Origin of the sequence: Arthrobacter sp. CDRTa11 (assembly GCF_026427775.1) — a bacterium.
Taxonomy (GTDB): Bacteria; Actinomycetota; Actinomycetes; order Actinomycetales; family Micrococcaceae; genus Arthrobacter.
This window is the reverse complement of record NZ_CP044532.1, coordinates 1,808,396-1,829,953: the sequence shown is the minus strand read 5'-3', so window position 1 is coordinate 1,829,953 and position 21,558 is coordinate 1,808,396. Positions and strand designations below refer to the sequence as shown.

Sequence of the window (21,558 nt, the reverse complement as noted above, 5' to 3'; positions counted from 1 at the left end):
GGTGTCCGATTTCCGCTAGCAGAGGCCATCCGGGGCTGGCAGGATGGAGGCATGGACTTCTGGCAGCGCTACCGTGCGATCGACGCGCGGGATACCCGATTCGACGGGCAGTTTTACACCGCCGTCCGCACCACGGGCATCTACTGCCGCCCCTCCTGCCCGGCCAGGACCCCCAAAGCTGGCAACGTGACGTTCTACGAGACCTCCGCCGCCGCCCACGAAGCCGGTTACCGCGCCTGCAAGCGCTGCCTCCCCGAAGCCGTGCCCGGCACACCCGCCTGGAACATACGCCAGGACATTGCTGGCCGGGCCATGCGCCTGATCAATGACGGGGTCATCAACCGGGACGGTGTGGGAGGCCTGGCGGCGCGGCTGGGTTACTCCTCCCGGCAGCTCAACCGGATCCTCAGCCAGGAGCTGGGTGCCGGGCCGCTCTCCCTGGCCCGCGCGAGCCGCGCCCAGACGGCCCGGACGCTGCTGGTATCCACCTCCATGAAGCTTGCGGACATCGCCTTCGCGTCCGGCTTCAGCAGTGTCCGTCAGTTCAACGACACCATGGTGGAAGTCTTCGCCATGACACCTACGGGCCTGCGAGCTACGGCGAAGCACCATGGGCCGGCCACCCCCACTACCGCCCTGACGTTGAGCCTGCCCTACCGGGAGCCATTCGATCCGGGCGTCTTTTCCTTCCTGGCAGTCAGGGCCCTTCCCGGCATCGAAGCCGGGACCGCCACGTCCTACGCCCGCACCTTGCGGCTCCCCCATGGTGATGCGCGGTTCAGCGTGGAGTACGACGCCGGCATGCCGGGACGGCCCTTGACCCTCACCATCGGCGCGGTGGACCTCCGTGATTTGGCCGCGCTCCTGAGCCGCGTGCGCCGCCTGTTTGACCTCGATGCCGACCCCGTAGCGATCGACAACGCCCTTGCCGCGGATGCAAGGTTGGCCTCTGCTGTGACCGGCGCCCCCGGCATAAGGATGCCCGGCGCCCTTGATCCGCAGGAACTGCTCATCAGAGCCATGATCGGCCAGCAGATCACCGTAGCTGCGGCCCGCGCGGCGTTGACCCAGCTGTCGGCAGCCGGGAGCCCCACGCTGCTGCCCGGCGACGGGCTGGACCGGCTGTTTCCCACCGCCGCCGAGATCGCCGACCACGGATACACGCTGCTGCGCGGCCCCCAGCGCCGCATTGACTCCCTCCGCACGGCAGCAGCAGCCCTCGCGGCCGGAGAACTGGACTTTGGCTACGGCGACGACCTTCCCGGCCTGGCCGCGAAACTGCTGCCCCTTGCCGGCGTCGGTCCCTGGACGGTGGGTTATGTGGCCATGCGCGTCCTGGGCGCGCCCGATGTTTTCCTGGCAAACGACGCAGCTGTACGCAATGGGATCCGGGCGCTTGCCATGATGTCCCCGGCGGGCGCGGCCAGTCCTGATTTCCGCGAAGTCAGTCCCTGGCGGTCCTACGCCACCATGCATTTGTGGCGCGCGGCCGCCACGCAGGGTTCCCCCCGTTCTGAGAAATCAGTTGCAGAGAAAGCGATGCGATGAAAGCCCAGCTGTTGACGATGCCCACCCCGGATGGACCCTTCACCATACTCGCCCGGGAGGGAGCAGTACTGGCCTCAGGCTGGACCGCTGAGCCCGGCGAGCTCACCGGCCAGATCCACCCCGCGCTTCGTCCCAGCGAGGTGGAGGCAGTGACGGATCTGGGTCCAATTTCCCTGGCAGTGGAGGCCTTCTACCTCGGAGATCCAGGCCCCGCGATGAGCGTGGCCGTGCTGCAAAGGTCCGGCCCCTTCCGCAGCCATGCCTGGGACATGCTCCGGACGGTCCGGCCGGGCTTCCCGGTAACGTACACGGAGTACGCCGAGCTGTCCGGCAATCCGAAGGCCGTCCGGGCGGCCGCAAGCGCCTGCGCCTTCAACGCCGCGGCCCTTTTTGTGCCGTGCCACCGCGTGATCCGGACAGACGGCACCCTGGGCGGCTTCCGCTGGGGCCTTGCCATCAAGAAGAGTCTGCTGGACCGGGAAGCCGGCTGAGCGGTTTTCGCCGGAAGGCCCGGAACCCGGCTACTGGGCGGCGGGCACGCCGGAGGGCCAGGGCAACAGAGTTGGCAGGTCCACGCCGTCGGCGGCCGCGGAGGCCCGCAGGCTGCCGAGGGATGGTTCACGGCCGGCAAGCCAGGCCGCAATATCGGTGATCATTCCGCTGATGACAACGGAGCGTCCGCCGCTGCCAATGGTGACTGGCGGCAACCCCAGTGGCTGCAGCACCAGCTTGTCGCCGGGCGGAACCCGGGCCGCCAGGAAGTCGAACAGGTGCTCGCAAAAGAGCCGGCTCCAGGCTTCCGCCCCGGGACCGGTCCCGAGGTCCGAGGTGTGGATCACCAGTTCGCGCCAAAGGGCCAGGCCGCCGTCGAGGACAACTCCCCCTCGGTAGGCGATGGGCGTCTGCCAGGTGACACCTGATTTTCCCGCTCCGGATTCCGACGGGTCACTGCCGGGGCCTGCTAGTCCGGGGGCTTCCGGGCCTGCCACGGAGTCAAAGGCCTTCAGCACCCGGTCAAGGGCTGCCTGCAGGTCTTCCCGGTGGGTGGCGGCGTCATGGCCGGAAGCCGCATTAATCGCGTTGTTCCGGCCATCCTGGCCGCCGTCGTAAAGTTCAACTGTCTCACCGCGGGCTGCGTATTCCAGTTGCCTGGCCATCGCATGGGAGATCCCGGCAATGTGGGCCAGCACGTGGCCGCGCGTCCAGCCGGAGAGGGTGGAGGGGGCCACCACGTCCATATCCGTGAGCTTCCCGGCTGCGGAGGCGGCGGCGGCGGCGGCTTTGTGAAGTTCGGCGAGAAGGGTATCCGGTGCGGGAGCTGTCATGGCGCCATCCTAGCCGAGCGGGATACCGTCCGGTCCGTAGCGGTGCCGGATATGGTCGCGGTCGTGGCGGGCCTGCCAGAACTCGATTTCGCGTGGCCTGAGCGCGTAGAGCTGCCAGTCCGGATTGTCGCTGCCGTCCGCTGCCGGGCGCGCCTGCCAGTCGGCGGCCGACGCTTCCGGGGAGAGCTGAACCACCGGACCGGCTACCCGGACCTGCCGGCCCTGCTCTGGCCAGTAGAAGTTCAGGGCCGCGCTCGGGTTGACGGACAGTTCCCTGCCCTTCCTGGAGGTCCGGGACGTGGCGAAGTGCCAGCCGTCGTCGTCGATGTTTTTCAGGATGAGCATCCTGGCAGAGGGCTGCCCGCTGCCGTCCGCCGTGGCCAGGCTGCAGGCGTGGGGTTGCAGCACGCCTGCATTAAGTGCCTCGGCCAGCCAAAGCTTGAATAAAGCCACCGGGTCCGCGGGAGCCGTCGCGGGGTCGAACTCCGGGAGGTCGGCAGGAAAGTCCGGCAGGGCACGGAGTAGGCTGCGGAAGGCATCGCTCATCAGCCCAGCCTAAACGCACAACGCTCTCTCACTTAACGCAATAAATACGGCGACGCTCTCTCACTTTCCTGAGGAAAGTGACAGAGCGTCGGCCAAAAAGCCCCATTAAGTGAGAGAGCGTCTGACGGTTAGGCTGCTGCGTACTCCCGCACTCCGGCGAGCTCGCTTTCGAGGGCCACCAGCTGGCGTTCGACGGCGGCCGGTGCGGTGCCGCCTTGCGAGTTGCGGCTGTTCAGGGACCCTTCGGTGCTGAGGACCGTGCGGACCTCCGGCGTCAGGTGCTCCGAGATGGCGGCGTATTCCTCATCCGTCAGGTCCCATAGCTCCACGTCGCGGCTTTCCGCCTGCTTGACGGCTGCTCCGGACAGCTCGTGTGCCTCCCGGAACGGAACACCCTGGCGTACCAGCCACTCGGCAATGTCGGTGGCAAGGGCGAAGCCCTGGGGCGCCAGAGACTCCATCCGCTCAGTGTTGAACTTCAGGGTGGCGATCATGCCAGACACGGCGGGAAGCAGCAGCTCCAGGGTGTCGGCGGCATCAAAGACAGGTTCCTTGTCCTCCTGCAGATCGCGGTTGTAGGCAAGCGGCAGGCCCTTGAGCGTCGCCAGCAGGCCGGTCAGGTTCCCGATCAGCCGGCCCGCCTTGCCGCGCGCCAGTTCGGCCACGTCCGGGTTCTTCTTCTGCGGCATGATGGACGAGCCGGTGGAGTAGGAGTCATGCAGGGTGACAAAGGAGAACTCCTTGGTGGCCCACAGGATGACCTCCTCGGACACCCGCGACAGGTCCACACCGATCATGGAACACACCCAGGCGAACTCGGCGAAGACGTCGCGGGACGCGGTGCCGTCGATCGAGTTGTGGGTTGCTGAGAAGAAGCCAAGCTCCGCGGCCACTGCTTCGGGATCCAGGCCAAGTGAAGATCCGGCCAAAGCACCCGAGCCGTACGGCGATACACCGGCGCGCTTGTCCCAGTCCTGGAGCCTCTGCACATCACGGAGCAGCGCCCAGGCGTGGGCCAGCAGGTGGTGGCTGAGCAGGACGGGCTGGGCATGCTGCAGGTGGGTGCGGCCGGGCATGGCCACGCCCTGGTGCGCCTTGGCCTGCTCTACCAGCGATTCGATCGTGGCGAGAACACCGCGCGCGATGATGCGGGCGTGATCCCGGAGGAACATCCGGCCCAGCGTGGCCACCTGGTCGTTGCGCGAACGTCCCGCCCTGAGCTTGCCGCCCAGCTGCGTGCCGGCGCGTTCGATCAGGCCGCGTTCCAGCGAGCCGTGCACGTCCTCGTCGGAGTCAGCAGGCAGGTAGGCGCCTGAGGCGACATCATCATCAAGCTGGCCGAGGGCGGCCAGCATGCCTTTAAGCTCGGCGTCATCCAGCAGCCCTGCTTTGTGCAGGGCACGGGCGTGTGCCACGGAGCCTGCAATGTCGTAGCGGGCCAGCCGCCAGTCGAAGTGCGTGGACTTGCTAAGTGCGGCGAGGGCATCTGCGGGGCCGCCGGCGAAGCGGCCGCCCCACAGTGCTCCCGTGTTCGTAGCGGACGCCATTTACTCTCCTGCTACCCGGATATCGCGGCCGGAGGCGACCTTGGCGGACATGCCCCACAGTTCGATGAAGCCGCGGGCCATGGACTGGTCGAACGTGTCGCCGGTGTCGTAGGTGGCGAGGTCGAAGTCGTACAGCGAGGTGTCTGAGCGGCGTCCGTTGACGATCGCCTGGCCGCCGTGCAGGACCATGCGGATGTCGCCGGAGACGTACTTCTGGGTGTCCTCGATGAAGGCGTCAAGGGAGCGCTTGAGCGGGGAGAACCACTGGCCGTCGTAGACCAGCTCGGCCCAGCGCTGGCCAACTGTTGCCTTGAAGCGGGCCTGCTCGCGCTCGATGGTGATGTCCTCGAGGTGCTTGTGGGCGGTGATCAGCGCCATGGCGCCGGGAGCCTCGTAGATTTCGCGGGACTTGATACCCACGAGCCGGTCCTCGACGACGTCGATCCGGCCCACGCCCTGGGCGCCTGCGCGGCGGTTGAGTTCCTTGATGGCCTGCAGCGGGGTGACCTTGACGCCGTCGATCGCTACCGGCACGCCGGCTTCGAAGGAGATGGTGACTTCATCCGGCGCCGGCGGGAACTCCGGGGTGGCGGTGTAGTCGTAGATGTCCTTGGTGGGGGCGTTCCAGATGTCTTCGAGGTAGCCGGTTTCGACGGCGCGGCCCCAGACGTTCTGGTCGATCGAGTACGGGTTTTTCTTGGTGGTTTCGATCGGCAGTCCCTTTTCCTCGGCGAAGGCGATGGCCTTGTCGCGGGTCAGGGCGAGGTCGCGGACCGGGGCGATGCACTTCAGGTCCGGGCCGAGGGTCTGGATGCCCACTTCGAAGCGGACCTGGTCGTTGCCCTTGCCGGTGCAGCCGTGGGCCACGGTTGTGGCGCCGAACTCGCGGGCGGCCTTGACCAGGTGCTTGACGATGACCGGCCGGGAGATGGCGGACACCAGCGGGTAGTGGCCCTGGTACAGGGCATTGGCCTTCAGCGTGGGGACGCAGTACTCGTTGGCGAACTCGTCGCTGGCGTCTGCCACGTATGCCTCCACGGCGCCGCAGCCCAGTGCACGCTGGCGGATGGTCTCCAGCGACTCGCCTCCCTGCCCGACGTCAACGGCCACGGCGATGACCTCGGCCCCGGTTGCTTCGCCGATCCAGCCGATGGCTACGGAAGTATCAAGGCCACCGGAGTAGGCCAGAACAATGCGCTCAGTCACGGAAAATGCTCCTCTTGTTTTTGTTGGTGATGATTCGTCTGGAAATTCTTTGCGAAAAATCTTCTAGGGAAAGCCTGTCACACACCGGGGCAGGCTTTTACTGCCCGCCGGCTTCCTCTGCCAGCTGCAGGAACCGGGCGGCGAGGTCCTGCCCGCCCTGGGGGTCCCTCGAGACCAGGAGTACGGTGTCGTCCCCGGCGATGGTGCCCAGGATGGAGGGCATCACCGAGTGGTCGATGGCCAGCGCCAGGAAGTTCGCGGCGCCCGGAGGCGTTCTCAGCACTGCGATGTTGGCTGACGCCTCCGCTGTCACCAGGAGTTCGCTGCACAGCCGGGCCAGCCTCGCGTCCAGGATTTCCTGGCTGACGCCGCTTTTGGCCGCCCGTTCCCCGCCCTCGCCGGGAACGGCGTAGACCAGGACGCCCTCCTTGCCACGAACCCGGACGGCGCCGAGTTCCACCAGGTCCCTGGACAGCGTGGCCTGGGTGACCTGGACGCCGTCGTCAGCCAGCAGCGCCGCGAGCTCCGCCTGGGAGCGCACGGACTCCCCCGTCAGGATGGCGATGATACGCGCCTGCCGGGCGGTTTTGGTGGCCGGGCTTGAGCCCGGCACCGACGGGTTGATGGACACTAGAACGTGCTCTCCCCGGTGCCTTCAACGGGAGAAAGGCCGTCGACGAATGCCAGCCCGGAGCGGTGCATCAGCCAGGCCATCAGGGCCTTCTGGGCATGCAGCCGGTTTTCGGCCTCGTCCCACACGATCGACTGCGGGCCGTCGATGACCGCCGCTGAGATCTCATAGCCACGGTAGGCGGGCAGGCAGTGGAGGACGACGGCGTCTTCCGCGGCGTGTGCCATGGCCGCCTCATCGACGGAGTACTCCCGGAACAGTTGCATCCGGGCTTCCTTTTCGGCTTCCTGGCCCATGGACACCCACGTGTCAGTGGCCACGACGTCGGCGCCTTTGAGTGCCTCGGCAGCATCGGTCGTGACAAGCACCGAGCCGCCTGTTTCGGCGGCACGTTCCTCGGCGGCTGCCACGATTTCCGCGGCGGGCAGGTAGCCCTCGGGCCCCGCGATGCGGACGTGCATGCCTGCCGTCACACCGGCCAGCAGGTAGGAGTTGGCCATGTTGTTGGCAGCGTCGCCCAGGTAGCTCATGGTGAGTCCTTTGAGCTCGCCCTTGTGCTCCTTGACCGCCAGCAGGTCTGCAAGCAGCTGGCACGGGTGGTAATCGTCGCAGAGGGCGTTGATCACCGGAACCCTGGAGTTTTCGGCCATGGCCACCAGCCCTGCATGCGCCCCGGTCCGCCAGACAATGGTGGAGACCATGCGTTCGAGGACTTTCGCGGTGTCCTCGACCGATTCCTTGTGGCCGATCTGTGCTTCACCCGGGTTGATGATCAGGGCGTTGCCGCCCATGTCAGCCACGCCGGTGGCAAAGGAGACCCGGGTACGGGTGGATGTCTTGTCGAAGATCACCGCCACCGTCTTGCGGCCGCTCCCCTCCGCCGCGAACGGCTGGACGCTGTACGGATCCGCTTTCAGACGGAGCGCCAGCTCCAGGACCTCTGCCTGCTCAACGGGGCTGAGGTCAGTGTCCTTGAGGAAGTGCCGGGTGGTGCCGGCTGAAGCTGCGTTGCTTGCGGAAGTCACTGGGCGTCCTTAGCTGTGGTGAGGATTGCCGGGAAGGCGGCGAGGAAAGTATCGGCCTGGCTGGTGGTGAGTACCAGCGGCGGCGCAAGCCGGATGGTGCGCGGCCCGGGACTGTTGACGATGAAACCGGCGTCAAGGCCCGCCGTAACAACGGCAGGGGCGACGTCGGCGTCGAGGTCGAAGCCGATCAGGAGGCCTTCACCACGGACCTCGGTGACGCCCTCGATGGCTGCCAGCCCCGCGCGAAGGTGCTCCCCCACGACGGCCACGTTCTCCAGGACGCGCTGGGTTTCGATGGCGTGCAGCGTGGCCAGGGCGGCGGCCGTGGCCACCGGGTTTCCGCCGAAGGTGGTGCCGTGCTGGCCTGCGCTCAGCAGCGACGACGTCTGGGCGCCGAAGGTGATCAGGGCACCGATGGGGAATCCGCCACCGAGTCCCTTGGCCAGGGTGACCGCATCGGGAACGATTCCGGAGTCCTCGCTGGCGAGCCACTTTCCCGTCCGCCCGATCCCGGTCTGGACCTCGTCCAGGATGAGCAGGGCCCCGGCCCTGATGGTCGCCTCGCGGGCGGCCCTCAGGTAACCGGGCGGCAGCGGCCGGACGCCTGCTTCGCCCTGGATCGGCTCGAGGAACACCGCGGCGACAGTTTCGTCAATGGCGGCTTCCAGGGCTTCGACGTCGCCGAAGGGGATGTGCACAACACCGCCGGGCAGCGGCTCGAACGGAGCACGGTACGCTTCCTTCGCCGTGAGGGCAAGGGCGCCCATGGTGCGGCCGTGGAAGGCGCCCTCCAGGGCAATGATTTTGGTCCGGGCCCCGCTGGAGTTGCGGCGGGCAAGCTTAAACGCTGCCTCATTCGCTTCTGTGCCGGAGTTGGTAAAGAACACCTTGGAGGCGGCGGGCGCGCCTGCCAGGGTGAGAAGTTTTTCCGCGAGCGCTATTTGCGTGGGGCTGGTGAAGAAGTTCGAGACGTGCCCCAGGGTGGCCAGCTGGCTGGAAATGACCGAAGTGACAAACGGGTGGGCATGGCCCAGGGCGTTGACCGCGATCCCGCCGAGCAGGTCAAGGTACTCCTTGCCGTCGGCATCCCAGACCAGGCATCCTGCGCCACGGACCAGCACCCGCTGCGGCGTTCCGAAGACGCCCATCAGCGAACTGGAATAGCGGGCAAGCCAGTCGGCTCCAGTGGTGTGGCCCTTACCGTCGACGAGTTCGCCAACGGACGGCTTTTCTATTGCCGAATTGCTGGTTGCCGGGTTGTTGGCGGCACCTTCCTGGGTCCCGGTGTCTACCTGGTTCATGCGGTTACTTCCTTTACGTCAATGTCCAGGTCCTCGTCGGGCACCACCTGGGTGCCGATTCCTGCCGTCGTGAATGTTTCCAGGAGCATGGAGTGCGGCAGCCTGCCGTCCACAATGTGTGCGCGTTCCACTCCGCCGTCAACGGCCTTGAGGCACGCTTCCATTTTGGGAATCATCCCGGATTCAAGCGATGGCAGCAGGTGGCGGAGATCGGACGCCGTGATGGACGAGATCAGGGAGGACCTGTCCGGCCAGTTGGCATACAGCCCTTCCACGTCGGTGAGGATGACCAGCTTGGAGGCGCTGAGGGCCTCGGCCAGGGCGGCGGCGGCGGTGTCTGCGTTGACGTTCAGGACCTGCCCGGTTGTCTGCACGCGCTGGCCGGGCTGGTCGGCTGTGCCGTTGCCGTCATCCTCGATCTCCGGCGCCACCGTGGAGATCACGGGGATGCGGCCGGCCGCCAGGATGTCCAGGATGCCTTCCGGATTGACTCCCACGACTTCGCCCACCAGGCCAAGGTCAACTTCCTCGCCGTCGATCACGGTGCCTGTCCGGACGGCGCGGAGCAGCCCGCCGTCTTCGCCGGACATGCCCACCGCATAGGGTCCGTGGGAATTGATCAGGCCCACAAGCTCCCGGCCTACCTGGCCGGTCAGGACCATCCGGACCACGTCCATGGCTTCCGGAGTGGTGACCCGCAGGCCGCCCTTGAATTCCGACTCGATGCCAAGCCTGGCGAGCATCGAATTGATCTGCGGGCCGCCGCCGTGGACCACCACAGGATGGATGCCCACATGGTGCAGGAACACCACGTCCTCCGCGAACGCGCGGCGCAGTTCGTCGTTGACCATGGCATTGCCGCCGTACTTGATCACCATGGTGGTGCCCGCGAAGCGCTGGATCCAGGGCAGCGCCTCGATCAGGGTGCCGGCCTTGCTTTGGGCGTCGAGCATGGACGTGTTTTCGCGCGTCTGGGCATTCATTAAGCTGCTCCCCTTGGAAGGATCTAGGGCCGTGGGCTAACTGGAGTAGGCGCTGTTTTCGTGCACGTAATCGTGGGTCAAATCGTTGGTCCAGATGGTGGCCTCAGCGTCGCCGGCCTGAAGGTCTATCTCCACGTGCACTTCCCGCGGTTCCAGGTCCACCAGGTTGCGGTCATCGCCGATGCTGCCGTTGCGGCAGATCTGGACACCGTTCATGGCCACGTTAAGCTGGTCCGGCTCAAACGCGGCGTCGGTGGTTCCCACGGCCGACAGAACGCGGCCCCAGTTGGGGTCCTTGCCGAAGATGGCCGCTTTGAAGAGGTTGGACCGGGCCACGGAACGGCTGACTGTCTCGGCGTCCCGTTCGCTTGCCGCGTTGAACGTACGGATGGCGATGTCGTGGCTGGCACCTTCGGCGTCGCCGATCAGTTTGCGCGCCAGTTCAGCACAAACCTGGGTAAGGCCGGTACCGAATGCCTCGGCAGAGGGCACAGAGCCGGATGCGCCGGAGGCCAGCAGCACAACGGTGTCGTTGGTTGACATGCAGCCGTCAGAGTCAGCACGGTCAAAAGTGACCCGCGTGGCGTCCCGGAGCGCGAGGTCCAGCAGTTCAGGAGCCACCACGGCGTCCGTGGTGAGCACAACCAGCATGGTGGCCAGGCCGGGGGCCAGCATGCCTGCACCCTTCGCCATGCCGCCGATGGTGAACTCCTGGCCATCGGCATCCGTGCCGATGAAGAGAGCCGCCTTGGGCACGGAGTCAGTGGTCATGATGGCAAGGGCCGCCTCGGGGCCACCATCCGTGCTGAGCGCCGTGGAGGCTGCCTCGATGCCGGGCAGGATCTTATCCATCGGCAGCTGCTCGCCGATGAGGCCGGTGGAGCACACAAAAACGTCGGTCGCCGAAATTCCCAGCACCTTGGCCACTTTCTCGGCCGTGCTGTGTGTGTTCTGGAATCCTTCAGGCCCGGTGCAGGCGTTGGCGCCACCGGAGTTGAGCACAACGGCGTCCACCCGGCCGTCGGAGACAACCTGGCGTGACCAGTGGACGGGAGCGGCCGCCACCCGGTTGCTTGTGAAGACGGCGGCGGCGGACTTGGACGGTCCATCGTTGACCACCAGGGCGAGGTCGGGGTTACCTGAAGCCTTCAGGCCGGCGGTGATGCCGGAGGCGCGGAACCCCAGGGGGGCGGTAACGGTCACGGGGCAACTCCCTGCAGGTTGAGGCCGGCAGTTTCTGCCAGTCCGAGCGCAATATTCATGGATTGGACGGCTCCGCCGGCTGTGCCCTTGGTGAGGTTGTCCAGGACACACGTGACAATGACGCGGCCAGTGTGTTCGTCCAATGCCACCTGCATGGCGGCGTGGTTGGACCCAACAACGGACTTGGTGGTGGGCCACTGCCCTTCCGGCAGGAGGTGGACAAACGGTTCGTCGTCGTACGCGTCGGCCCAGGCCTGGCGGACCTCGGCTGCTGTGGTTCCCGCTTTCACCCTGGCTGTTGCGGTGGTCAGGATGCCGCGGCTCATGGGTGCCAGCGTCGGGGTAAAGGAAACAGTCACGCGTTCACCGGCGGCATTGGACAGGCCCTGCTCGATTTCCGGTGTGTGGCGGTGTCCGCCTCCCACCCCGTAGGGGCTCATGGAACCCATCACTTCTGATCCGATCAGGTTGACCTTCGCCGCTTTGCCCGCACCGGACGTACCGGAGGCGGACACAATCACCACATCTTCGGGCTGAAGCAGCTGCGCTGTGAAGCCAGGCGTCAAAGCCAGCAGGGCCGACGTCGGGTAGCAGCCGGGAACGGCGATGCGCGTGGCGCCCTTCAGCGCCTCGCGCTGCCCGGGAAGTTCCGGCAGGCCATAGGGCCAGGTTCCGGCGTGGGCGGAGCCGTAGAACTTTTCCCAGGCCGCGGCGTCCTCCAAACGGTGATCGGCACCGGCGTCGATCACCACGGTGCCCTCGGGAAGCTGCGCGGCGATCTCGGCGGAAGCACCATGCGGGAGGGCCAGGAACACGACGTCGTGGCCCGCGAGGTTCTCCACTGTGGTGTCTTCCAGGATCCTGCTGGCCAACCCATGCAGGTGAGGTTGCAGTTCACCAAGCCTGGATCCGGCATTGCTGTGCGCTGTGATGGCGCCAATGGTCACGTCAGGGTGGCTTGCGAGAAGGCGAAGCACTTCTCCCCCGGCGTAGCCGCTGGCCCCGGAGACTGCAACAGAAATAGTCATGCCTGAATCATACAGCAAACAGCAAAAGTATTCATGCTGTCCGATATTTATGCAGCCCGCTGGAACTGCTGGAAAATTACAGCACGGCCTCTGCCGTATGCTGGATAGAGGGTGATCCTGAAACCATGCAGTCCGAGTGTCGGCTGCAACGTTGCCCGTAACAGTTACGAGGCCCCGTTACATGACCGCCACCCTCCTTACGCCTGAGCGCCCTAAATCGCGAGTCCGCCAGCCCAACGCCGTGGTCCTGAGCTATTCGGAGCTGCTGAAGACCGTCAAGGCCGAGGGTTTGCTGGAACGCCGGGTTGGTTTCTACATCACTGTCTTTGCCTGCCTCGTGCTCCTGATGACGGCCACGTGGTTCGGTTTCGCCCTGATCGGGGACAGCTGGTTCCAGCTCCTGATCGCTGCGGCCCTGGGAGTCCTTTGCACTCAGCTGAGCTTCCTGGCCCATGAGGCCGGGCACCGCCAGATCTTCGCCTCACGCCGCGCCAACGACTGGTCCGCCAGGCTGCTCGCCACCTCTGTGGCCGGGATGAGTTACTCCTGGTGGGAGCAGAAGCACGGAGCCCATCACAACCATCCGAACGTGATCTCCAAGGATCCGGACATCATGGACAGCCCCATCGCCTTCCACACCGAGACCGCGGCCGCCCGTCAAGGTTGGCTCTCGTCCGTCCTGACCCGCAAACAGGGCTGGTTCTTCTTCCCGCTCCTTCTGGGCGTGGGCCTGGGCCTCCAGATCGATTCCGTGAAGTTCGTCTTCCGCCGCGCCAAGGTCACGCACCGCTGGGTTGAGCTGCCCATCCTCGTCGTCCGGCTCAGCATCCTTCCCATCCTCGCCTTTTCATTCCTGCCGCTGGGCATGGCGTTCGCCTTCATCGCTGTGCAGCTCGCCGTCTTTGGTTTCTACATGGGTGCCTCGTTTGCCCCGAACCACAAGGGCATGCCTGTCATTCCCGCCGACAGCCGGGTGGATTTCTTCAGCCGCCAGGTGCTGACGTCCCGGAACATCTCGGGCGGCTTTTTTATGGATATCCTCCTGGGCGGCCTGAACCGCCAGGCCGAGCACCACCTCTTCCCGGACATGGCCCGGCCGCAGCTGGACAAGGCTGCAAAGATCGTCCGTGAGTACTGCCAGAAGCATCAGGTTCCCTACACGGAGACCACCCTGCTGCAGTCCTACGGCATCATCGTCCGCTACCTCAACGACGTGGGGCTGGCAGCAGGGCGCCACTTCGAGTGCCCGATGGCAACCGTCACCCGGCGCTACTAAGCTGCGCTACTGAGAGGTGCTGCCAGCGCCTCGCCCCAATCTTTGACGAAGTGACGGCCGGCTTACCGGCCGTCACTTCGTCGTCTGCGTCCTGTATCCCTAGGATGGTTCAGGATCCGGGCCAGGAAATCCCAGCCCAGGAAAGGAGATCCATGATGGATGCAATCGTCGCCGGCCAGCCCGGCGGACCCGAAGTCCTGGAGCTTGCGGATGCCGGGCGTCCCGCACCGGGGCCAGGCCAGCTGCTCATCAAGGTGGCGGCCGCCGGGGTCAATTTCATCGATACTTACAAGCGCAGCGGCACGTATAAAGTCGAATTTCCCTTCACACCCGGCTCGGAAGCATCCGGAACGGTGGAGGAAGTCGGCGAGGGCGTGGAGGATTTCGCGGCGGGCAGCAGGGTGGCCACCGCGGAGGGTTCGGAATGCTATGCGGGCTACATCGTGCTTGATGCGGCCAAAGCCCTCCCGGTGCCGGACGGCGTTGACGATCTGACGGCTGCCGCCCTTCCCCTGCAGGGCATGACGGCCCACTACCTGATCAACTCCTCCTTCAGGGTGGAACCTGGCCACACCGTGCTGACGCATGCCGGAGCCGGCGGCGTGGGCCTGCTGCTGATCCAGCTTCTGAAGGAGCGCGGCGCCCGCGTCATCACCACGGTCTCCTCCGATGAAAAGGAAGCACTCGCCACGGAAGCTGGAGCGGACCATGTCCTCCGTTACGCCGGCTTCCCCCATCATGTCCGTGACCTGACCGGCGGCAAAGGCGTGGACGTGGTCTACGACGGCGTCGGCCGCAACACCTTCGACGGCTCGCTGTCCTGCCTGCGCACCAGGGGTGCGCTTGTCCTTTTCGGTGCAGCTTCGGGCCCGGTTCCACCCTTCGACCCGCAGCGGCTCAACGCGGCCGGCTCCCTCACACTGACGCGGCCGTCCCTGGCGCATTTCCTCGGCAACCCGCAGGAACGTCGCTGGCGCTCTACCGAAGTATTTGACGCCGCAGCGAAGGGAAGCCTCAAGGTCCGGATCGGCGGCAGTTACCCCCTTGCCGAGGCCCGCCAGGCCCATGAAGACCTGGAGGGCCGCCGCACCACGGGCAAGGTCCTGCTGGTCCCCTAAGGGAACGTTCCGCCCCTCAGGGAAACCGCTAACCGAATCTTCCGGAATGAATGCAAAAAATCCCCGCGACCTTATGGCTGCGGGGATTTTTGCTGGTGTTGAACTAGCGCTGGACGGCACCAAACCGTTCAGCTGCCAGGGCCACGGCGCTTTCGCGGGCGGCCGAGGCCTCGTCCGCGGTCAGCGTACGGTCGTTGGCACGGAACCGAAGCCCAAACGCCAGGGACTTCTTTCCCTCCTCGATGCCCTTGCCGGAGTACACGTCAAAGAGTGCCACGTCCTCCAGAAGCTCGCCGGCGCCTTCGCGGAGTGCGGTGAGAACGGCGTCCGCCGGGATCTCCGCGGGCACCACCAACGCGACGTCCTGGGTTGCCACCGGGAACGTGGAGATGTGCCTGGCCACAATGACGTCGGCAGCGGCGTCGAACAGGGCGTCCGCGTTGAACTCCACCGCGACGGACCGGGCCGGCATGTCCTGCGCGGCCAGGAGCTTCGGGTGAAGCTCGCCTGCATAGCCCACGATTTCGCCGGTACGCAGCGAAAGCTGTGCTGCACGCCCCGGGTGGAACGCCTGGTGGGCGCCTTGGCTGACCACCACTTCCACACCCAGGACGTCGCCGGCCAGCCGGGCGATGTCCAGCGCATCGGACCAGTCCCAGACGCGGGGAGTGTGTCCGGCGGCAGCCGGTGAATCATGGCCCGTCATGATGGCGGCAACATGCAGGGGCTGGTCCGGGACGCCGTCGTACAGTGCGTCAAGCACCTCATCGGAGGGCTTGACGCCCAGCGGCGGGATCGAGGCAGTTCCCAACGTGTCGTTGGGCAGGAAGACGAGCCCCGACTCGAAAAGCGCGAGGTCCCTGAAGCCGCGGGAATGGTTGCGCTTCGCCACCTCCATGAGCCCCGGAAGGATCGAGGTGCGCAGGAAGCCGTGTTCCTCACTGATGGGGTTGGCCAGCTTGACCGCAGTCCTCGGAGCCCCCTGCTCTGCCACGCCGAAGGTGTCGTTGGAGGCCTTGGAAACAAACGGGTACGCCAGGACTTCCGTCAGCCCGGCATCAGCCAGTGCCTGGATGAGCCGACGACGCTGCTGCTGCGTGCGCGTCAGTCCCCGTCCGGGAGGGGCCACCGGGAGGGTGGCGGGGATGTTGTCATACCCCACCAGCCGGGCGATTTCCTCGGAGAGGTCCTCTTTGGTTTCAAGGTCATGCCGCCAGCTGGGAGCGGTCACTGTCCAGCCACCGTCGTTCTGCTCCACAACGGCGCCCAGATCCTCCAGGGAGGTGATGATCTGCCCGTCGGTGAAGTCGATCCCTATCCGCTGTGCGGCAAACGCTGCCGGGAGCTGAATGGAGACGCCGTCAGGGGCGGTCCCGACGTCGGTCCCGGCCTCGTCAGCTACGCCGCCGGCCAGTTCCACCAGAAGGTCCACCACACGCTGCGCGGCGATGCCCGCCACCTGCCAGTCCACGCCGCGCTCGAAGCGCTTGGACGCCTCCGACGGCAGCTTGTGGCGCCGGCGGGACCGGGAAATGGACACCTCGTCGAAGTGTGCCGCTTCCACCAGGACGTTCGACGTCGAATCGCTCACCTCGGTGGCAGCGCCGCCCATGACGCCGGCGATGCCGATCGCACCTGAGCCGTCGGTGATCAGGAGGTCTTCGACGTCGAGCGAACGTTCCTTGCCGTCCAGTGTGGTGATCGTCTCCGCGGGAACGGCACGGCGCACCACAATGTCACCGGACAGCTTGTCCAGGTCATAGCAGTGCGTGGGCTGGCCCAGCTCGAACATGACGTAGTTGGAGATATCCACCGGCAGCGAGATGGAACGGACGCCGGCCAGCCGCAGACGGGAAACCATCCACGGCGGGGTGGGCCTGGTGGCGTCCACGCCGCGCACGGTGCGCGCCACGAAACGGTCGCAGCCCGGCTTGCCGTAGATGGGCGCGTCGTCGTTGAGTTTGACGCCGTAGCCGCCTGAAAGTTCAGCCGGGGCCTGGACCTTGGCGGCCGGGTCCGTGAAGGAGGTTCCGGTGGCGTGTGCGTATTCGCGGGCAACACCGCGGATGGAGAAGGCGTAGCCGCGGTCCGGGGTCACATTGATCTCGGCGGCCTCGTCGTAGAGACCCAGCAGGTCCATGGCGTCGGTGCCGATTTCCGGGTCAAGGCCGATCCGGGACAGAACCAGGATGCCATCGTGGTCCTCGCCGATTCCGAGTTCACGGACGGAGGCGATCATGCCGGCAGACAGGTGGCCGTAGGTCTTGCGTGCAGAGATGCGGAAGTCGCCCGGCAGGACTGCCCCGGGAAGGGTGACCACCACTTTGTCACCCTCAACAAAGTTGTGGGCCCCGCAGATAATGCCCTGCACGCCTGAGGGATCGATGCCGTCACCGGTGAGGGTCTGCGGCTGTCCTTCCGGGACAACGCGGACCTGGCACCAGTTGATGGTCTTGCCGTTGGACTGGGGTTCCTTGACCAGGCTCAGGACCTGGCCCACCACAATCGGACCCTTGAGGGTGTCAGTGGGACGGTGGACGTCCTCTTCTTCGAAACCGACCTTGACCAGTTCGGCCATAACGTCTTCGGCCGTGGCACCGGCCGGTACTGCTGCGAATTCCCGCAGCCAGGAAAGTGGGATACGCACTGTTAGATCTCCATCCCGAAGTGCTCGCTGAAACGTACATCGCCTTCGATCATGTCGCGCATGTCGCCTACCTCGTTGCGGAACATAAGGGTGCGTTCGATGCCCATGCCGAAGGCAAAACCTGAATAGACATCCGGATCGATGCCGGCTGCCCGCAGGACGTTGGGGTTGACCATTCCGCAGCCGCCCCATTCAATCCAGCGCGGGCCGCCCTTGGCGCCCGGGTGCCAGATGTCCAGCTCGGCTGACGGTTCGGTGAAGGGGAAATAGTTGGGCCGCAGCCGGATCTGGGCTTCGTCGCCGAACATCTGCCGGGCGAAGTGCTCCAGCGTGCCCCGCAGGTCCGCCATGCTCAGGTGCTTGTCGATGGCGAGGCCTTCAAACTGGTGGAACACCGGGGTATGGGTGGCGTCCAGCTCGTCAGTGCGGAACACCTTGCCCGGGCACAGGACGTAGATAGGCAGTTCGCGTTCCAGCATGGAACGGACCTGCACCGGGGAGGTGTGCGTGCGCATCAGCAGATGGGCCTCGGGCGGCTCCACGAAGAACGTGTCCTGCATTTCGCGGGCCGGGTGGTCCGGCTTGAAGTTCAGGGCATCAAAGTTGAACCATTCGGATTCAACTTCGGGGCCTTCGGCGATTTCCCAGCCCATGCCCACGAAGATGTCCGCGACGCGGTCCTGGAGGGTGGAGAGCGGGTGCCGGGCACCGGCACGACGGCGGCGCGGAGCGGCCGTGACGTCCACCGTCTCCTCAATCAGGATCCGTGCGTCGTTCTCCGCTTCAAGCTCTGCCGTGCGGGCGGCGAGCGCCTGGTTGACCCGGCCGCGCGATGCGCCCATCAGTTTTCCGGCGAGCGCCTTCTGGTCTTTCGGCAGCTTGCCGATCTCACGGTTGGCCAGGCTCAGCGGGGACTTCTCCCCCGTGTGCGCGAGCCTCACCGCCTTTAGCTCGTCAAGGGTGGCAGCACCGGCAATGGCGGTGATGGCCTGGTCTACAGCGGCATTAATGGCGGCTTCATCCGTAGGGTTAGGGATGGCGGCGCCCGGCAAAGTTTCAGTCATCTACTGTTCTTAGCTACGAGTCGGGGCTAACAAATTTCCACAAAGACCAGTGCAGCCGTGCACGGTTTCCCGGCAGCGCGTCCGTCACTGGCAGATCAACGGGTGAATTCATCCAGTGATCAGGTCAGGGCACGCCCGACACAAGTCCGGCGGCCACTATCCCCCAGTCTAATTGAACGCTCCCGCTACCATGGCCTCATGACACAACGGCCGGGCCTGCCGAAGGCAGGAGGAAAAGCCGGGCAGGCATTGACGGCGGGCGCATTGACGGCGGGACAGCGGGTGCGGCAGCTGGCAAACCTGGCTAATGGCAGCACAGTCCTGGGCCTGGCCGTGGCTGTGTCGGCGGGCACCGCCCTCAGCCGCGGCCCGCGGGGGTTGATCATTGCAGCCAACTACCGTTGGCGGCTCCCCTTCGCCGGAGCGTTCGTCCTGGGCAACGTAGTGGTTTGCCGCAGCGATGCGAAGGTACTGATATCCAGTCCGGCACTGCTGGGCCATGAGGAAAGACACTGCAGCCAGTATGCCTGGTGCTTGGGGCTGCCCTTCCTCCCGCTCTATTTCCTGGCCGCCGGCTGGTCGCAACTGCGTACCGGCGACCCTGCATCGGGGAACTTTTTTGAACGCCGGGCGGGTCTGGAAGCCGGCGGATACAGAGTACGCAGTCAGCGACGGCCTGCTGCCCACCGTGGCGGCGGAATGGAGGACGAGGCATGACATCACGAAGAATCACCGTCACCGGGACAGGGGTAGCGGAGGCCGCCCCGGACCTGTTGACCCTGTCCGTGGGCGTGGAGTGCCGGAGCGGCAACGTCGGCGCAGCCTACGCAGAAGCGGGGACAACATCGTCCGCTGTCTCTGCTGCGCTCCGCCAACACGGCGTGACAAACGCGGACATCCGGACATCAGGACTGAACGTCCGGGCAGACCTTGTTTGGCGCGAGGGTGAGGGCCAGAAGGTGGCAGGGTATATCGCCACCAGCAGCCTCACTGTCCGCCTGAGGGATGTGGAGACGGCGTCGTCGGCCATCTCTGCCGCCGTAGCAGCAGGCGGCAACAACGTCAGGCTCAACGGCCTTGACCTCGGATTTTCAGATGAGGCTGCGGTGCGGGCACGCGCCCGTGAAGCTGCCTGGCAGGACGCGCTCCGAACGGCGGGACAGTTTGCTGCGCTGGCTTCTGCCCGGCTGGGCAGGGTGGTCTCGTTAGCGGAAGATGCCAACCCTGGCATGCCGGTTCCGCTGCCCAGGATCGAACGGGCCGTTTCATCGGATGCGTTCAGCGTGGAGCCGGGCCAAACAAGCATGGCCGCCAGGATCACCGTGGTGTGGGAGCTTGCCCGGCCTTGACTTAAGTTAGAACATACATTCGAATGGGATGTATGAGATGGGATGCACAAGCACTGTTGGAGCGCCCCACAGAAGCAGACGCGAGTGGTACTACTCCTGCACTCCTGCCGCTCGCCGGCCTGGTCAGGTCAGTGACCACCCCCGAGTTTGCCGGCATCACGTTCCACGAAGTCACCGCAAAGAGTGTGCTGAACAAGGTGCCCGGCGGTTCCCGCATGCCGTTCGAATGGACCATCAACCCGTACAGGGGCTGCAGCCATGCCTGCGTCTACTGCTTTGCGCGGAAGAGCCACACCTACCTGGAGTTTGACGCGGGGAGGGATTTCGACAACCAGATTGTGGTCAAGGTCAATGTGGCGGAAGTGTTGCGGAAGGAACTTGCCAAGCCGTCCTGGGGCCATCATCAGGTGGCACTGGGCACCAATACGGATCCCTATCAGCGTGCCGAAGGCCGTTACAAGCTGATGCCGGGAATCATCTCGGCGCTGGCCGAGTCCGGCACTCCCCTGTCCATCCTGACGAAGGGAACACTGCTGGCACGGGACATCCCCCTGCTGAAGGAAGCGGCGACGCAGGTTCCCGTTGGGGTGGGAATATCCCTCGCGATGACGGATGAAGCCCTTTCCGAAACCGTGGAACCGGGCACTCCCGGGCCAAGGGCCAGGCTGAAACTTATTTCGCGGCTTCGCGAAGCTGGCCTGCCGTGCGGAGTGATGGCCATGCCCATCATGCCGTGGCTCACCGACAGCGACGAAGCACTGGACGCACTTTTTGCTTCACTGGCCTCAGCCGGAGCCACGGGCGTCACCGCCGGTGCCCTGTACCTGAAGCCCGGCACGCGTGAATGGTTTATGCAGTGGCTCGCGGCCAACCACCCCGATCTGACAGGCCGCTATCAGGGGTTGTACGGCAATGGCTCGTACGCACCCAAAGAGTACCGAACCTGGCTCGCGGGAAGGGTGCGCTATTTCAAGGAACGGCATGGTTTCTCCGGTTCCCACGGCTTCAGCCACCGGGATCTTGAAGATGATCCTCGGGGTGAAGAAGCACAGTATCCTGCCGGCATCATCCCGGTAGGCAAAGCCGCCACTCCGGGAGGTCCACCGGACCGGGACACCCGCCCGGGTCCCACCGGCCCGCCAGAGCAGCCCACCCTGTTCTAGCGGGCCATTGTTGCTAGTCCCACTGGTTTGCTGGTGATGTCCCCGGTCAGTTGCCGCCGCTGGCCGAGCCCGCGTGGGCAGCAAGGGATTGCAGGAGGGCGCGGACGATCGGGAAGTCAGCAGGAATCCAGGGAAGGCTGAGAGCTTCATCACTGTCCGCTACGCTGATCCACTTCAATTCGTCATGATCTTCAAGCGGGCGCGGGTCCCCCTCTGTAATTTCCGCCGCCCAGACCCGCATGGACGCCCGCTCATTCAGGGGCCAGCCGCCGGGGGTGAGAGCCTCAAGTTCAGTCCCCAGCCGCACGCCAATCCCCAGTTCCTCCCTGAGTTCCCGGTGCAATGCGGCCTCGGGAGCCTCGCCCGCGTCCACCTTTCCCCCCGGAAATTCCCACAGCCCGGCGAACTGTTCCGGTGCGGTCCGGCGCGCCACCAGCAGCATTGTGGGTTCCGCAAGGGAGTCAAGGACGGCTCCGCCGACTACGAGTATGTGTCCAGTCACCGCCCCAGTCTATGGGGGACAATGGTGGGGCGGCCCTTCCGGCCGTACCGGATACCCTCCACTGCCGCGGGGATCTTCACACAGAAAACAGCCTCC

The 21,558-nt window shown here is 65.6% G+C and carries 20 protein-coding genes; 7 read left to right on the top strand and 13 right to left on the bottom strand.

Translation table 11 applies throughout. From position 1 onward, the window contains the following. Positions 1–51 precede the first annotated feature (51 nt). The gene (locus tag F8G81_RS08345) at positions 52–1,548 is read left to right on the top strand and encodes a DNA-3-methyladenine glycosylase 2 family protein (protein ID WP_267278523.1); all 1,497 of its coding nucleotides are present in this window, start codon (positions 52–54) and stop codon (positions 1,546–1,548) included. Further along, positions 1,545–2,039, top strand: coding sequence for a methylated-DNA--[protein]-cysteine S-methyltransferase (locus tag F8G81_RS08340; RefSeq protein ID WP_267278522.1), 495 nt, complete (start codon positions 1,545–1,547; stop codon positions 2,037–2,039). Before F8G81_RS08345 ends, F8G81_RS08340 begins: the two co-directional genes overlap by 4 nt. A 30-nt stretch (positions 2,040–2,069) precedes the next feature. Here F8G81_RS08340 and F8G81_RS08335 read toward each other — a convergent pair whose 3' ends face one another. The 10 genes from F8G81_RS08335 to argC all read right to left on the bottom strand — a co-directional run bounded on the left by F8G81_RS08335 (position 2,070) and on the right by argC (position 12,343). Further along, entirely contained in the window at positions 2,070–2,873 is an 804-nt protein-coding gene (locus F8G81_RS08335) for a maleylpyruvate isomerase family mycothiol-dependent enzyme (protein WP_267278521.1), read from the bottom strand. A gap of 9 nt (positions 2,874–2,882) precedes the next feature. Further along, a complete protein-coding gene (locus F8G81_RS08330) occupies positions 2,883–3,419 on the bottom strand; it encodes a pyridoxine/pyridoxamine 5'-phosphate oxidase (protein WP_267278520.1) in 537 nt (178 codons plus the stop codon). A 128-nt stretch (positions 3,420–3,547) separates the two neighbouring features. Then, a complete protein-coding gene (argH, locus tag F8G81_RS08325) occupies positions 3,548–4,966 on the bottom strand; it encodes an argininosuccinate lyase (RefSeq protein WP_267278519.1) in 1,419 nt (472 codons plus the stop codon). Continuing rightward, positions 4,967–6,172, bottom strand: coding sequence for an argininosuccinate synthase (locus F8G81_RS08320; RefSeq protein ID WP_267278518.1), 1,206 nt, complete (start codon positions 6,170–6,172; stop codon positions 4,967–4,969). A 97-nt stretch (positions 6,173–6,269) separates the two neighbouring features. Continuing rightward, positions 6,270–6,803: an arginine repressor gene (locus tag F8G81_RS08315; protein WP_267278517.1), complete on the bottom strand. Its 534-nt coding sequence runs from the start codon at positions 6,801–6,803 to the stop codon at positions 6,270–6,272. After that, on the bottom strand, positions 6,803–7,828 hold the full coding sequence (argF, locus tag F8G81_RS08310; protein ID WP_267278516.1) for an ornithine carbamoyltransferase: 1,026 nt from the start codon (positions 7,826–7,828) through the stop codon (positions 6,803–6,805). Before argF ends, F8G81_RS08315 begins: the two co-directional genes overlap by 1 nt. Beyond that, positions 7,825–9,129 (bottom strand): acetylornithine transaminase, encoded by a 1,305-nt coding sequence (locus tag F8G81_RS08305; RefSeq protein ID WP_267278515.1) that lies wholly within the window; start codon positions 9,127–9,129, stop codon positions 7,825–7,827. Before F8G81_RS08305 ends, argF begins: the two co-directional genes overlap by 4 nt. After that, positions 9,126–10,112 carry an acetylglutamate kinase gene (argB, locus tag F8G81_RS08300; protein ID WP_267278514.1) on the bottom strand — a complete coding sequence of 329 codons (987 nt, stop codon included), beginning with the start codon at positions 10,110–10,112 and terminating at the stop codon, positions 9,126–9,128. Before argB ends, F8G81_RS08305 begins: the two co-directional genes overlap by 4 nt. 36 nt (positions 10,113–10,148) lie before the next feature. Next, positions 10,149–11,315: a bifunctional glutamate N-acetyltransferase/amino-acid acetyltransferase ArgJ gene (argJ, locus tag F8G81_RS08295; protein WP_267278513.1), complete on the bottom strand. Its 1,167-nt coding sequence runs from the start codon at positions 11,313–11,315 to the stop codon at positions 10,149–10,151. Continuing rightward, positions 11,312–12,343: an N-acetyl-gamma-glutamyl-phosphate reductase gene (gene argC, locus F8G81_RS08290; protein WP_267278512.1), complete on the bottom strand. Its 1,032-nt coding sequence runs from the start codon at positions 12,341–12,343 to the stop codon at positions 11,312–11,314. Before argC ends, argJ begins: the two co-directional genes overlap by 4 nt. Before the next feature lie 181 nt (positions 12,344–12,524). Between argC and F8G81_RS08285 the strand changes: the two genes are divergently transcribed. Together F8G81_RS08285 and F8G81_RS08280 are read left to right on the top strand one after the other, a co-directional pair. Continuing rightward, entirely contained in the window at positions 12,525–13,619 is a 1,095-nt protein-coding gene (locus F8G81_RS08285; RefSeq protein WP_267278511.1) for a fatty acid desaturase family protein, read from the top strand. Between the two features lie 152 nt (positions 13,620–13,771). Next, the gene (locus F8G81_RS08280) at positions 13,772–14,737 is read left to right on the top strand and encodes a quinone oxidoreductase family protein (protein ID WP_267278510.1); all 966 of its coding nucleotides are present in this window, start codon (positions 13,772–13,774) and stop codon (positions 14,735–14,737) included. 103 nt (positions 14,738–14,840) lie between these two features. Here the strand turns inward: F8G81_RS08280 and pheT are convergent, their stop codons facing one another. Beyond that, positions 14,841–17,384, bottom strand: a complete 2,544-nt coding sequence (pheT, locus tag F8G81_RS08275; protein ID WP_267278509.1) for a phenylalanine--tRNA ligase subunit beta — start codon at positions 17,382–17,384, stop codon at positions 14,841–14,843. Between the two features lie 2 nt (positions 17,385–17,386). After that, the gene (gene pheS / locus F8G81_RS08270; protein ID WP_267278508.1) at positions 17,387–18,448 is read right to left on the bottom strand and encodes a phenylalanine--tRNA ligase subunit alpha; all 1,062 of its coding nucleotides are present in this window, start codon (positions 18,446–18,448) and stop codon (positions 17,387–17,389) included. A 198-nt stretch (positions 18,449–18,646) separates the two neighbouring features. Between pheS and F8G81_RS08265 the strand changes: the two genes are divergently transcribed. The 3 genes from F8G81_RS08265 to F8G81_RS08255 are packed head-to-tail and all read left to right on the top strand — an operon-like array spanning position 18,647 to position 20,960. Next, on the top strand, positions 18,647–19,165 hold the full coding sequence (locus F8G81_RS08265; protein WP_416377116.1) for a hypothetical protein: 519 nt from the start codon (positions 18,647–18,649) through the stop codon (positions 19,163–19,165). Continuing rightward, complete coding sequence (locus F8G81_RS08260) at positions 19,162–19,797, top strand: SIMPL domain-containing protein (protein WP_267278507.1); 636 nt, start codon at positions 19,162–19,164, stop codon at positions 19,795–19,797. Before F8G81_RS08265 ends, F8G81_RS08260 begins: the two co-directional genes overlap by 4 nt. A 32-nt stretch (positions 19,798–19,829) precedes the next feature. Continuing rightward, entirely contained in the window at positions 19,830–20,960 is a 1,131-nt protein-coding gene (locus F8G81_RS08255) for an Rv2578c family radical SAM protein (RefSeq protein WP_267278506.1), read from the top strand. A 46-nt stretch (positions 20,961–21,006) separates the two neighbouring features. Here F8G81_RS08255 and F8G81_RS08250 read toward each other — a convergent pair whose 3' ends face one another. Next, a complete protein-coding gene (locus F8G81_RS08250) occupies positions 21,007–21,462 on the bottom strand; it encodes a (deoxy)nucleoside triphosphate pyrophosphohydrolase (RefSeq protein WP_267278505.1) in 456 nt (151 codons plus the stop codon). Positions 21,463–21,558 lie beyond the last annotated feature (96 nt).